At 69.0% G+C, this 13,728-nt stretch carries 10 protein-coding genes; 4 read left to right on the forward strand and 6 right to left on the reverse strand.

The genetic code is table 11. From position 1 onward, the window contains the following. Positions 1 to 2: 2 nt before the first annotated feature. From pncB to R1Z03_RS15970, 3 genes are all read left to right on the forward strand, one after another. On the forward strand, positions 3 to 1,193 hold the full coding sequence (pncB, locus tag R1Z03_RS15960; protein ID WP_317352672.1) for a nicotinate phosphoribosyltransferase: 1,191 nt from the start codon (positions 3 to 5) through the stop codon (positions 1,191 to 1,193). A gap of 74 nt (positions 1,194 to 1,267) precedes the next feature. Further along, positions 1,268 to 2,971: an NAD+ synthase gene (locus R1Z03_RS15965; protein WP_317352674.1), complete on the forward strand. Its 1,704-nt coding sequence runs from the start codon at positions 1,268 to 1,270 to the stop codon at positions 2,969 to 2,971. Positions 2,972 to 3,203: 232 nt separating this feature from the next. Continuing rightward, positions 3,204 to 4,250: a bifunctional nicotinamide-nucleotide adenylyltransferase/Nudix hydroxylase gene (locus R1Z03_RS15970; protein WP_317352676.1), complete on the forward strand. Its 1,047-nt coding sequence runs from the start codon at positions 3,204 to 3,206 to the stop codon at positions 4,248 to 4,250. 66 nt (positions 4,251 to 4,316) lie between these two features. Here the strand turns inward: R1Z03_RS15970 and R1Z03_RS15975 are convergent, their stop codons facing one another. From R1Z03_RS15975 to R1Z03_RS16000, 6 genes are all read right to left on the reverse strand, one after another. Beyond that, positions 4,317 to 5,438 (reverse strand): peptidoglycan-binding domain-containing protein, encoded by a 1,122-nt coding sequence (locus R1Z03_RS15975; RefSeq protein ID WP_317352677.1) that lies wholly within the window; start codon positions 5,436 to 5,438, stop codon positions 4,317 to 4,319. 118 nt (positions 5,439 to 5,556) lie between these two features. Beyond that, complete coding sequence (locus R1Z03_RS15980; RefSeq protein ID WP_284429891.1) at positions 5,557 to 6,813, reverse strand: Zn-dependent hydrolase; 1,257 nt, start codon at positions 6,811 to 6,813, stop codon at positions 5,557 to 5,559. A gap of 27 nt (positions 6,814 to 6,840) precedes the next feature. Next, positions 6,841 to 8,310 (reverse strand): dihydropyrimidinase, encoded by a 1,470-nt coding sequence (gene hydA / locus R1Z03_RS15985; protein ID WP_317352681.1) that lies wholly within the window; start codon positions 8,308 to 8,310, stop codon positions 6,841 to 6,843. 38 nt (positions 8,311 to 8,348) lie between these two features. Further along, positions 8,349 to 9,839, reverse strand: coding sequence for an NCS1 family nucleobase:cation symporter-1 (locus tag R1Z03_RS15990; protein WP_317352685.1), 1,491 nt, complete (start codon positions 9,837 to 9,839; stop codon positions 8,349 to 8,351). A 94-nt stretch (positions 9,840 to 9,933) separates the two neighbouring features. Then, positions 9,934 to 11,241 carry an NAD-dependent dihydropyrimidine dehydrogenase subunit PreA gene (gene preA / locus R1Z03_RS15995; RefSeq protein WP_284429889.1) on the reverse strand — a complete coding sequence of 436 codons (1,308 nt, stop codon included), beginning with the start codon at positions 11,239 to 11,241 and terminating at the stop codon, positions 9,934 to 9,936. 49 nt (positions 11,242 to 11,290) lie between these two features. Beyond that, a complete protein-coding gene (locus R1Z03_RS16000; protein ID WP_317352687.1) occupies positions 11,291 to 12,640 on the reverse strand; it encodes an NAD(P)-dependent oxidoreductase in 1,350 nt (449 codons plus the stop codon). A 316-nt stretch (positions 12,641 to 12,956) separates the two neighbouring features. Here R1Z03_RS16000 and R1Z03_RS16005 point away from each other — a divergent pair, with 316 nt between their 5' ends. Continuing rightward, positions 12,957 to 13,685 (forward strand): TetR/AcrR family transcriptional regulator, encoded by a 729-nt coding sequence (locus R1Z03_RS16005; protein WP_372588160.1) that lies wholly within the window; start codon positions 12,957 to 12,959, stop codon positions 13,683 to 13,685. Positions 13,686 to 13,728: the final 43 nt, after the last annotated feature.

A 13,728-nucleotide genomic window follows, 5' to 3' on the forward strand; every position in this document is an offset into this window, starting at 1 on the left:
CCATGCAACCCGTCATCACCAGCCTGCTCGATACCGATCTCTACAAATTCACGATGTGGCAGGCGCTGCTGCACGGCCACCCGCAGACGCAGGCCGAATATCGCTTCGTCTGCCGCAACCGGCCGGCCTATCCGCTGGCCGAGCTGCTCGGCGAAGTGAACGCGGCGCTGGACGCGCTGTGCACGCTGCGGTTTTCCCCCGGTGAGCTGGACTACCTGGCCGGCCTGCGCTTCATCAAAAGCGACTTCGTGGACTTTCTGCGCCTGTTCCAGTTCCAGCGCGCGTTCATCGAGGCACGGGCCGAGGGCGGCGACCTGCACATCGTGGCGCGCGGCCCGCAGGTGCATGTGATGGGGTTCGAGATCTTCGTGCTGGCGATCGTGAACGAGCTGTATTTCCGCCGCTTCGACCCGGCCGCGGCGCTGGCCGAAGGACGCCGCCGGCTGGCGGACAAGATCGCGCACGTGCAGGCGCTCTCGGGCGAGTCCGAGCGCACGCACCCGTTCGAGATGTTCGACTTCGGGCTGCGCCGGCGCTACAGCGGCGCGTGGCAGCGCGAGGTGGTGCAAGCCTTCGCACAGCAGGCGCCGCAGTGGTTCAAGGGCACCTCCAACGTGATGCTGGCGCGCGACCTGAACCTGGTGCCCATCGGCACCATGGCGCACGAGTATTTGCAGACCTACCAGGCCCTGGGCGTACGGCTGCGCGACTTTCAAAAAGCGGCGCTGGAGGACTGGGTGCAGGAGTACCGGGGCGACCTCGGGATCGCGCTGACCGACACGGTGGGCATGGACGCCTTCCTGGCCGACTTCGACCTGTACTTCGCCAAGCTGTTCGACGGCCTGCGCCACGATTCGGGCGACCCGGTGGCCTGGGGCGAGAAGGCGCTGGCGCACTACGCCCGCCTGCGCATCGACGCGCACACCAAGCGACTCGTGTTCTCCGACGGACTGAACGTGGACAAGGCGCTGTCGCTGCACCGCCATTTCAGCGACCGGGTGCAACTGGGCTTCGGCATCGGCACGCAGCTCACCAACGACATGGGCGTGGCGCCGCTCAACATCGTGATGAAGATCACCCATGCCAACGGCCAGCCGGTGGCCAAGCTCTCGGACAGCCCGGGCAAGACGCTGTGCGACGACGAAACCTACCTGGCCTACCTGCGGCAGGTGTTCAACGTGCCACCGCCATGAGGCGCCGCGGCACGCCGCCGCCCCGCCACCGAACCATCGCCGCTTGAAGAAGAAAGACAGAAAGGAAAGACCCCATGCTCCGCATCACCCTGGCCCAACTCAACCTCACCGTGGGCGACATCGAAGGCAACGTCGAGCGCATGATCGCCGCCGCGCAGGAGGCCGCGGCCGCGCAGTCCGACCTCGTGGTGTTCTCCGAGTTGTCGCTGTGCGGCTACTACCCGGGCGACCTGCTGGAGGAGCCCGCCTTTCTCGAACGCCTGGACGCGGGCCTGGCGCGGCTGTGCGAGGCATCGGCCGGCCTGCCTGCGCTGCACTGGGTGGTCGGCATGCCGGTGCGCACGCCGGGGCCGGGCAAGCGGCTGCTGAATGCGCTGCGGGTGCTGCGGGCGGGCGAGGTGCGGCTGTCTTATGCCAAGCAGCTGCTGCCCACCTACAACGTCTTCGACGAGCGCCGCCATTTCGAGCCCGGCCCGGACGTGGCCAAGGTGCTGCGCATCGGCACCTCGCAGGTGGGGTTCATCGTGTGCGAGGACGGCTGGAACGACAGCGGCGCCGACTACCAGACCAACCCCTTCCAGCGCATGGCCGATGCCGCGCCCGATTTGGTGGTGAGCATCAACGCCAGCCCCAGCCACATCGGCAAGCGCGAACTGCGCCACCAGGTGTTCGGCGATGCGGCGCGGCGGCACGGCCTGCCCATCGTCTACGTGAACCAGGTCGGCGGACACGACCAGCTGGTCTATGACGGCGCCTCCTTCGCGGTCGAGCCCGAGGACGGTGTGGTCTTCGAATCGCGCCGCTTTGAGGAGGACGTGTCCACCGTGCAGCTGCTGGACAACGGCCACTTCGCCCGGCTGGATGGCACCGACCTGCCGCCCGTGCCGCGCGAGGGCCTGCCCACCATGGCGTTCTACCGCCAGCAGATCGTGCTGGGTCTGCGGGACTACGCACGCCGCTGCGGGTTCACCCAGGCGGTGGTGGGCAGCTCGGGCGGCATCGACAGCGCGCTCACGCTGGCGCTGGCGGCCGAAGCACTGGGGCCGGAGAACGTGGTGGGAATCACCATGCCCTCGCGGTTTTCGTCCAGCGGCTCGGTGGACGATTCGGTGCAGCTGTGCCGCAACCTGGGCGTGGTGCTGCACACCCACCCCATCGCGGACCTGGTGGCGGGCTTTTCCGCGCAGTTCGAGACGAGCTTCGGGCAGCCGTTGCGCGGGCTGCCGCTGGAGAACGTGCAGGCCCGCATCCGCGGCACGACGCTGATGGAGTTTTCCAACGCCTTCGGCCACCTGCTGCTCACCACCGGCAACAAGTCGGAAATCTCGGTGGGCTACTGCACGCTGTACGGCGACACCAACGGCGGCCTGGGCCTGCTGGGCGACCTGTACAAGACCGAGGTGTTCGAGCTGTCGCGCCACGTGAACGAGAACACGGGGCGCGAGATCATTCCCCAGGCCATCATCGACAAGCCGCCCTCGGCCGAGCTCGCGCCCGGCCAGAAGGACGACGACAGCCTGCCGCCCTACCCCGTGCTGGACGAGATCCTCAAGCTGCTCATCGAAGGCGAAGGCCTGTCGCGCGCCGAATACGCCAACGCCCAGGCCTTTGCGCGCCAGCTGCAGGCCAGCGCGGACGGCCGGGCCCTGGCGCACCGCGTGCGCATGCTGGTGGCGCGCAGCGAATACAAGCGGCGCCAGGCCCCGCCCATCGTGCGTGTGCGGGCCAAGGCCTTCGGCACCGGGCGGCAGATGCCGATTGCGGCGCGGTATGTGTGAGGCGGTGGCCTGCGCCACAGAGAGGTTTGCATCAAAAATGCCCCCAGCGCAATCATTACTAGGGCATATAGCTATTATTTTTATAGCAGGCCCATGAATCCGGCCGCGCGGTGACCCATGCGGAGCGGTCGGTGCATTCGCAGCGCCCGCCGCCCGCCCCGGCCCGCCCGGCTACATTCCCAGCAGCCCCGACGGCGCCGCTCACGGCGCGGGACGCCCAACCGGAACACACATGTACGACACCGCCATCTACATCGGCCGCTTCGAGCCCGTCCACAACGGCCATCTGGCCCTTTTGCAGCGCGCGCTGGACAGCGCCAACAACGTGATCGTGGTCATGGGCTCGGCCTGGCAGGCCCGATCGCCTAAGAACCCGTTCACCTGGGCCGAGCGCGAAGCCATGCTGCGCAATGCCCTGCCCGAGGCCGACCGGGCCCGGCTGACCGTGCTGCCCGTGCGCGATCACTACAACGAGGCCCTGTGGGTGGCGGCGGTGCTGCGCGCCGTGTCCACGCACGTGCTGCCCGATGCGCGCATCGGCCTGGTCGGCCATTTCAAGGACGCGACCAGCAGCTACCTGGACGCCTTCCCCGGCTGGTCGCTGATCCCCATGGACCGGCAGGGCACCATCGATGCCACCGCCATCCGCGACGCGTATTTCGGCGCGGCGCCGCAGGGCGTGCTGACGGCGCTCGGCCCCCTGGCCGACCAGATGCCGGCCAGCACGCTCGAATTTTTGGACGTGTTCGCCCGGCAGCCGCACTACGCGGCGCTGCAGGAAGAATGGCGCGTGCTGCGCAGCTACCGCGAATCGTGGGCGCAGGCGCCGTACCCGCCGGTGTTCGTGACGGTGGACGCGGTGCTTCGCTGCCAGGACCACGTGCTCGTCATCCGCCGCGCGCACGCCCCGGGCAAGGGCCAGCTGGCCATGCCGGGCGGCTTCATCGAGCAGCGCGAGACGCTGTGGCAGTCGTGCCTGCGCGAGCTGGCCGAAGAGACGCACTGCGACGTGCCTGACGCCACCCTGCGCCGCGCGCTGCGCGCCACGGCCGTCTTCGACCACCCCGACCGCAGCCAGCGCGGGCGCACCATCACGCACGCCCACTACTTCGACCTGGGCGATGTGCCGTTCCCTGCGGTGCAGGCCGATGACGACGCCATGCAGGTGCAGTGGATACCGGTCGCGGACCTGGCGGCCATGGAAGAGGCCTTCTTCGAGGACCATTTCCACATGCTGGACCACTTCTTGAACCTGACCGGCGCGCACGGCGCCGGCTAGGGGCTGGCCGCCCGCCCCCAGCGGGCGCGGACGACCACCTCGAAGCCGGCAGCCGTCCGGCAGCCGTTACTGGCTCAACTGGGCCGCAGTAGCGGCGTCGAGCCGGCCGGTGATGGGCAGGCCGCGCTCCTTCTGGAAGGCACGCAGGGCGGCCGCCGTCTTGGCGCCCATCGCGCCATCGGGCGTGCCGGTGTCATGCCCCAGGGCGTTCAGCTTGGCCTGCGCATCGCGCAGCGACAGGCCACCGGTGGCCGACGACACGGGCTGCGCGCGCGGCGCCGAGGTCTGCGACGGCGCGGCGCCGCCATCCACCCCCAGGCGACCGCCGCCGCCCAGGCCCTGGCCCTTGACCGACTGGGCCTTGTAGCTGCGCAGCGAACGCACCATCTGGTTGAAGGCGTCCATGAAGGCCGCGGCGATCACCTTGCCTTCGGCCGTGTTGCTGTAGCCGCCCAGGCGCGCGCCGCCCGAGCCGCCGAACAGCTGGCCCACGGCGCCGAAATCGGTCTTGGAGGCGCTGCCTTCCGAGGCAGCGACCTGCACGCCGGAGCGGTGGTCGATGAGGGTGAGCAATGCGCTCGCTTCCTTCGTGTTCAAGCTGCCGCCCAGCGCCGCCAGCAAGCCGCCCGCGCGCCCACCCACCAGGCCGCCCAGCGATGCGGAGGCCCCGCCGGCGTTGTCGTTGTTGAACACGATTTCCGGGGACAGGCCGTAGTCGGAGGCGACCATCTGGCCCTTGCCGAAGTTGCTGCCGCCGCGCATTTCGCCCGACTGCATGATGGCGCGCTCGCGGTCCATGGCCGTCATGCCGGCCGCGCCGCGCTCGATCACGACGAAGCAGTTGGACTGCTGCACCAGCAGGCGCAGCAGGTTGGCCGTGGGCGGCAGGCGGTATTCGTTGCGCAGGATGGTGTACCAGCCGGCCTGCTGGTTCTCGATCAGCGAGACGGTGCCCAGTGGCGATTCGCAGCGTTCGAGCTGGCTGCTGGCGCCTTCGGTGGCACCGCCGGCCGCGCTGCCCGTGGCCACGGTCTTGGCATCGGGGCTGCCCATGCGCATGTTGGTGGTCTCGCAGCCGGCCAGGGCCAGCGCGGCGACCACGGTGGCGGCCACGAGGGTCGCGCGGGCGGGGGTGGAAGGAAAGCAGGCGGAGGCAGCGCGCCCAGCGGGCTGGTTCGGTGTCGTCATGGAAGGCATGGCTTCAAGCAAAGCGTTGAACGTTATGCGCTGCGGGGGCCTGCCACAACCCCACCGGGGGAGGGTTGCTGTAACACGGCGGCAGGCCGCCGCCCCGGCCACGCACCATTCAGGTGCCGGCGCGTTCCAGCATGGCATGCAGCAGCACGTTGCAGCCGGCGGTGATGTGCTCGGGTTGGGCGTCTTCGATCTCGTTGTGGCTGATGCCGTCCTTGCACGGAATGAAAACCATGCCCGCAGGTGCCAGGCGCGCCATGTAGACCGCATCGTGCCCCGCGCCCGACACGGCCGGCATGTGGCTGTAGCCCAGGCTGGCAGCGGCGCGGCCCACGGCGTCCACGCAGTCGGGGTGGAACACCTGCGCGGGGTAGCTGGACACCAGGTCGATCTGGATCGGCAGGCCGGTTTCGGCGCTGAGCCGGGCGGCGACGTCGCGGATGTCCCGGTCCATGCTTTCGCAATCGGCGTCGGTGGCGTTGCGCAGGTCGATGCTGAACTTGACCTGGCCGGGGATCACGTTGCGGCTGTTGGGGTGCACCTGCACCATGCCCACCGTGCCGCGACCGTGCGGCGGGTGGCGGTGCGCGCAGGCCACCACCTCCTGCATGAGGCGCGTGGCAACCTGCAGCGCATCCTTGCGCAGGGCCATGGGCGTGGGGCCGGCATGGGCCTCCATGCCGGTCACGGTGCAGTCGTACCAGCGGATGCCGAGCACGCCCGTCACAACGCCGATGGTCTTGCCGTGGTCCTCCAGCACCGGGCCCTGCTCGATGTGGGTCTCGAAATACGCGCCGATGGGGTGGTCGCCGGGCACCTGGTCGCCCACGTAGCCGATGCGCTCGAGCTCGCCCTTCACCGTCTTGCCTTCGGTATCGGTGGCGGCGTAGGCATGCTCCAGGGTGAAAGCCTTGGCGAACACGCCCGAGCCCATCATCACGGGTACAAAGCGGCTGCCTTCCTCGTTGGTCCAGAAGGCCACCTCGATCGGCGCCTCGGTCTCGATGCCGTGGTCGTTCAGCGTGCGCACCACCTCGATGCCGGCCAGCACGCCGTAGTTGCCGTCGAACTTGCCGCCCGTGGGCTGGGTGTCGATGTGGCTGCCAGTCATGATGGGCGGAAGCTTGTTATTGCGCCCCGGGCGGCGCATGAAGCCGTTGCCGATCTGGTCGATGGTGACGGTCATGCCGGCCTCGCGCGCCCAGCGGGTGACGAGGTCTCGGCCCTGCTTGTCCAGGTCGGTGAGGGTGAGGCGGCAGACGCCGCCCTTGGGCGTGGCGCCGATCTGCGCCAGCTCCATGAGCGAATCCCACAGGCGCTCGCCGTTGACGCGCAGGTGGCTGATGTCGGTTCGGGTGGTCGTGTCCATGGTGTTCTCCGGATGCGTGGGCGGCCGTCAGCGGGCGACCGCCGTGGGAGCGAGGTCCTGCGCGCGCTTTTGCACGGCCTGGAACTGGGGGCCGAACGCGGGGCGCTTGATGTAGCGGCCCCGGCCCGGCTCGGCGCGCAGGTCGCCGTTGGCGAACACCACGCGCCCCTGGCTGATGGTGCGGCTGGGAATGCCGCGCACGGTGCGGCCCTCGAAGATGTTGAAGTCGCCCTTGCTGTGCTGCGTCTTCGCGGAAAACGTCTTCGTGCCTTGCGGATCCCAGAGCACGAGGTCGGCATCGGCCCCTGTACCGACGAAGCCTTTGCGCGGGTAGATGTTGAAGAGTCTGGCCGCATTGGTGGAGGTGATGGCGACGAACTCCGAGGGCGTGAGCCGGCCGGTGTTCACGCCGCCGTCCCAGATGGCGGCCATGCGCTCTTCCACGCCGCCGGTGCCGTTGGGGATCTTGGCGAAGTTGTCGCGGCCCATGGCTTTCTGCGCAGCGCAGAAGGTGCAGTGGTCGGTGGCCGTGGTGTGCAACTGGCCCGATTGCAGGCCGCGCCACAGCGCCTCCTGGTGGCCGCCCGAGCGGGGGCGGAACGGCGGGCTCATCACGTGGGCGGCGGCGGTGGCGAAGTCCGGGTCGCGGTACACGCTGTCGTCGATCAGCAGGTGGCCGGCCAGCACTTCGCCGAACACGCGCTGGCCCCGGGCGCGGGCGCGGGCGATGGCCTCGGCCGCCTCGGCGCAGCTCACATGCACCACGTAGATGGGCACGCCCAGCACGTCGGCGATGGCGATGGCGCGGTTGGCCGCCTCGGCCTCCACCATGGGCGGGCGGGCCAGCGGATGGCCCTCGGGACCGGTGATGCCCATCTTGGCCACCTCCTGCTGCAGCAGGTAGACGAGTTCGCCGTTCTCGGCGTGCACGGTGGGCATGGCGCCCAGCTCCAGCGCGCGCCGGAAGCTGTTCACCAGCGTTTCGTCGTCGCACATGATGGCGTTCTTGTAGGCCATGAAGTGCTTGAAGCTGTTGACGCCCTCTTCCTGCACCAGCGTGCCCATGTCGGCCCGCACCTGCTCGCTCCACCAGGTGACGGCGACGTGAAAGCCGTAGTCGGACGCCGATTTCTCGGCCCAGCCGCGCCACTTGCGGTAGGCCTCCATCATCGGCTCCTGCGGATCGGGGATCACGAAGTCGATGATGCTGGTGGTCCCACCCGCCAGGCCCGCCGCCGTGCCGGTGAAGAAATCGTCCATGGTGACGGTGCCCATGAAGGGCAGCTGCATGTGCGTGTGCGGATCGATACCGCCCGGCAGCACGTACTGGCCGCTCGCGTCCAGCGTCTCGGCACCGGCAGGCGCCTCGCCCGCCACATCGGGGCCCACGGCGGCGATGCGGCCGTCCACGCACAGCACGTCGGCGCGCTCTTCGCGGTCGGCATGCACCACGGTGCCGCCGCGGATCAGCACGGCGTTGGAAGGGGTCGGGCTCATGGCAGGTCTCCTGAAGGATGAAGGGGTGGTCGCCGTGCTCAGGCTCGGCGCAGCGGAGTGGGTGCCAGGTGCGTCTGGCCGGCCATGCCGAGGCGGTACACCACGGCGGCAATGGCCAGGCCGATGAACCAGGCATAGGCATAGATCTGCTTGAACACCTCGCCCACACCGGGGAAGGTGGCCGGGAACGCCGCGTTCAGAAAGCCGGGAATGTTGGGCGCCACGCCCAGCACGAAGGCCACCACGGCCACCGCATTCCAGCCGCCGCGGTAGCGGTAGGCGCCGCGCTCTTCGTACAGCGCGGCCACGTCCAGCTCGGTGCGGCGCACCAGGTAGTAGTCCACCATCAGGATGCCGGCCACAGGCCCCAGCAGCGCCGAGTAGCCGATGAGCCAGGTGAAGATGTAGCCCTGTGTCGATTCGAGGATCTTCCACGGCATCATCGCGATGGCGATGCCCACGGTGATGTAGCCGCCCACCCGATAGCTGATGCGCGACGGGCTCAGCGCGGAGAAGTCGTACGCCGGTCCCACGAGGTTGGCAGCGAGGTTCACGCTGACGGTGTCGATCAGCAGGATGATGAGCGCGATCAGCACGGCCGCGCCCGTCATGCGGCTGGCCAGGTCCACCGGGTCCCACAGCGCCTTGCCATAGATGACCACCGTGGCCGAGGTCACGAACACCGCCAGCGCGGCCAGCAGGCCCATGGGCACGGGCAGGCCGATGGCCTGGCCTACCACCTGATCGCGCTGCGACCGGGCAAACCGCGTGAAGTCGGGAATGTTGAGCGCCAGCGTGGCCCAGAAGCCCACCATGGCGGTCAGCGACGGCCAGAACACGGCGCTGAACTGCCCCGCCTTCTTGCCGCCGGGCGCGAACTGCGAGGGCTGGTCCAGGATGGGCCCGAAACCGCCCGCTTTGTCATACGCCCACCACAGCAGCAGAAAGCAGATGACGATCTTGATCGGCGCCGTCCACGTTTCGAGCTTGCGGATGGACTCGATGCCGTGCACCACGAAATAGAACTGGATGGCCCAGAACACCAGGAAGCACACCAGCTGGCCCAGGTTGATGCCCAGCCCCGCGATCTTGTCGCCCTCCAGGGGATGCCCGAGGAGCACGCCGGCCAGCGTGTAGATCATCATGCCGCCAAACCAGGTCTGGATGCCGTACCAGCCGCAGGCCACCAGTGCGCGCAACAGCGCCGGCAGCTTGGCGCCGCGCGTGCCGAACGACGCGCGCGCCAGCACCGCATAGGGAATGCCGTACTTGGCCCCTGCGTGGCCGATGAGCAGCATGGGCACCAGCACGATCAGGTTGCCCAGGAACACCGTGCCCACCGCCTGTCCCCACGACATGCCGCTGTCGATCAGGCTGGCGGCCAGCGTGTAGGCGGGGATGCACATCACCATGCCCACCCACAGGGCCGCGAAGTGGTACCAGCGCCAGGTGCGCTGGTGCGGCTGGGTGGGCGCCAGGTCGTCGTTCCACAGTTCGTTGCTGGCACCGGGGGCATGCAGGGTCTTCATGGGGCGGTCTCCGAGACGTTGCAGACAGGCTGGCAGGCGGAAGGCGGGCGCGAAGGTGCGCACCAACGCGGGCAATGGGCCGCGGCAGCGCGGCTCAGGCGGCCACGCGCTGCGGGTTGTTGGGGTGCATGGTCCAGTTGGCGTACTCGCCTGTCACCACCTTGCCGGTGCGCGCATCGACCTCGCCGGGCGCGAGGCTGCGCAGCGTGATGCATTCGGGCACGGGGCAGATCGACACGCACAGGTTGCAGCCCACGCATTCGGCCTCGTTCACCTCGAACCGGCGCACGCCGCCATCCTTGGTGAAGGTGATGGCCTGGTGCGACGTGTCTTCGCACACCACGTGGCAGCGGCCGCACTGGATGCAGGCATCCTGGTCGATCACCGCCTTGTCGATGTGGTTCAGGTCCAGCTGCTTCCAGTCCTTGACCGTCGGCACGGCCTGGCCGCGGAAGTCGTCGAGGGTGTGGTAGCCGTGCGCGTCCATGAAGTTGGACAGCCCGTCGCACATGTCCTGCACGATCTTGAAGCCGTACACCATGGCCGCCGTGCACACCTGCACGGTGCCGCAGCCCAGGGCGATGTACTCGGCCGCATCGCGCCAGGTGGAGATGCCGCCGATGCCGCTGATGGGCAGGCCGGCGGTCTGCGCGTCGCGCGCGATCTCGGCCACCATGTTGAGCGCGATGGGCTTGACCGCCGGGCCGCAATAGCCGCCGTGCGAGCCCAGGCCGCCGGTGCTGGGACTCATGGCCATGCGCTCCAGGTCCACGCCCATGATGGAGTTGATGGTGTTGATGAGCGACACCGCATCGGCCCCGCCGGCTTGGGCAGCGCGGGCGGGCTGGCGCACGTCGGTGATGTTGGGCGTGAGCTTCACGATCACCGGCAGCCGGCTGTAGTGCTTGCACCAGGCTGTCACCATCTGGATGTATTCGGGCACCTGGCCCACGGCGGCGCCCATGCCGCGCTCGCTCATGCCGTGCGGGCAGCCGAAGTTCAGCTCGATGCCGTCGGCCCCCACGTCCTCCACCATGGGCAGGATGCGCTTCCAGCTTTCTTCCACGCAGGGCACCATGAGCGAGACGATCATTGCGCGGTCGGGCCAGTTGCGTTTGACGCGGCGGATCTCGTCCAGGTTGGTCTGCAGCGGGCGGTCGGTGATGAGCTCGATGTTGTTGAGCCCGATCACGCGGCGGTCCTGCGACATCAGCGTGGCATAGCGCGGGCCGTTGACGTTGACCACGTGCGGGTCTTCGCCCAGCGTCTTCCAGACCACGCCGCCCCAGCCCGCCTCGAAGGCGCGGGTGACATTGATTTCCTTGTCGGTGGGCGGTGCGGAGGCCAGCCAGAATGGATTGGGGCTCTCGATGCCGAGAAAGCGGCTGCGGATGTCTGCCATGGGAAATGCTCCGGGGGTGCGGGGTGTTGGAGGGAGAAGGCGCCGGCCGTCAGCCGCGCAGCGCCTCGCTGATGGAGAGGGCGGCCACCTTGCCGTGCTCGACCGCCTCGACCGTGAGGTCGCGCCCGCCGGCACGGCAGTCCCCGCCGGCCCACAGCCGCGCCACGCTGGTGCGGCCCATGTCGTCGGTGGCGATGCGCCCGCCCTGCAGGGCCACCGTGGGACCTGCATGCTCGGGCAGGTAGCTCTGGCCGATGGCCTTGAGCACCATGTCGACCTCCAGCGTGAAGGATTCGCCCGTGTCCACGAGGCGTCCACCCGCCAGGGCCGTGGCCGCGAACCGCATGCCACGCACCACCCCGCCTTCGCTGAGCAGTTCCTTCGGCGCCGCCCAGTGGCGGATGGCCACGCCGTTCGTCTGCGCCCAGCGCTGCTCCACGGCGGAGGCGGACATGCCGTCGGCACCGCGGCGATAGACGATCGTCACCTCTTCGGCGCCCAGCTTGCGCGCCTGCACGGCAGCGTCCACAGCCGTCATGCCGCCGCCGATCACGACCACGCGGCGGCCCACGGGGACGGTCGAAAGGTCCTGCGCCTGGCGCACGTCGGCAATGAAGTCGACCGCGTTGCACAGCCCCTCGACCTGCGGCTCGGCGATGCCCAGCGCATTGACGCCCGCCAGTCCCAAACCCAGGAACACGGCGTCGTAGGCCTGAAGCAGGCTGTCCACGGTGGCATCGCGGCCCAGCACCTGATTGCAGCGCACCTCGATGCCGCCGATGGACAGCAGCCATTCGATTTCCTTTTGCGCGAAGCCGCCCGTGGTCTTGTAGCTGGCCAGGCCGTATTCGTTCAAACCGCCCAGCTTGGGGCGCGCCTCGAACAGCACCACGTCGTGCCCGCGCACCGCCAGGCCATGGGCGCAGGCCAGCCCTGCGGGCCCCGCACCCACCACGGCCACCCGGCGGCCCGTGGGCGCGGCGCGGGTGAACAGGGGCGCGCCCGGGTCGGCAAAGTACGCATCGGTGGCGTGGCGCTGCAGCGCGCCGATCTCCACCGGCTTGTCGTCATGCGAGTTGCGCACGCAGGCCTGCTCGCACAGCACCTCGGTCGGGCAGACGCGGGCGCACATGCCACCGAGCGGGTTGGCCTCGAGAATGGCGCGGGCCGCGCCGCGGTCGTTGCCCTGTGCGACGCGGTGGATGAATGCGGGAATGTCGATGCCGGTCGGGCACGCCGTGGCGCACGGCGCATCGAAGCAGTAGTAGCAGCGCTCGGCCTCCACCAGAGCCTGCGCCTTGGTGAGCGGCGGATGCGCGTCGCCGAAGTTCACGGCGTAGTCGGCCAGGTTCAGGCGTGCGGCATGAATGCCGCACGCGCGGCTTGCGGTCGTTTCCATCGGTAGTCCTCGGGGCGAAGGGTCAGGGACGGGAGATCAGGGACGGGAAAGGGGCGCGCGAACGCGGCGTGGCGCGTGGGCGTGGCGCTTGCGGCGTTGGCGGGGCCAGGCGCAGGCGGCCGGGCGGCCGCACATCGGAACAGTCTGCAGAGGTTTCATCGGGGGGCCTCGCTGTCGTGGTGCAGGTGTCTTCGGCGGTGCCGTGCCCTGCTGGTTTTCAATTTACCAATCAGTAAAAATTTACCAATCGGTAAAATCCCCTAGTGCAAACACCGTGCCAGCGAAAACACCCCGCAGTCGTTCCACAATGGTGCAAATGAGCCCTTCGCCCAAGCCCTCCCGCCCCGCACCTGTGCGAACGCGCACCGCCCTGCAGCCCCCCGCGCCCGATGGAGCGCCCGCCGACCCGGGGCGCCCGCCCACCGCCTCGCGGCTCAAAAAGGAACAGGCCATCCTCACCGAGGCGGAGACGCAGTTTGCGCAGTTCGGTTTCGAGGGCGCGTCGCTGGAGAGCATCGCCGCGGCCATCGGGCTGAGCCGCCACAACCTGCTGTACTACTTTCCGAACAAGGAGGCGCTGTACCTGCGCGTGCTGGACGACGTGCTCAACCAGTGGCTGGCCGGCATGGAAGAGATGTCCCATGGCGATGATCCGCACGAGGCGCTGCGCCGCTACATCCGCGCCAAGCTGCGCTCGTCGCTGGAGCGGCCGAACGCCGCCAAGGTGTTCGCCAAGGAGGTCATCGCCGGTGCGCCGCGCTACGCGGGCGTGATCGCCGAACGCGTGGGCCCCGTGCTCAAGAACGATGTGCGCACCTTCGAGCGCTGGGCGCGCGAGGGCCGCATCGCCAAGGTGAATTTCACCCATCTCATGTTCATCATCTGGTCCGTGACCCAGGCCTACGCCGACCAGCAGGCCCAGTTCGCGCTGCTGCTGGGCAAGCCCGCGCTGACCGAGCGCGACTACGACAAGGCGGAGGAATTGCTCTGCCACCTGGTGCTGCGGGGCCTGGAACCCGGGCCGGCGGCGCCCGTCCAGGACTGAAACCGGGCCGCTGCGAGCCCCTGCGTGCCGCTGGAAAATGGTC

The organism is Acidovorax sp. BLS4 (assembly GCF_032929295.1).
Lineage (GTDB): Bacteria > Pseudomonadota > Gammaproteobacteria > Burkholderiales > Burkholderiaceae_C > Paracidovorax.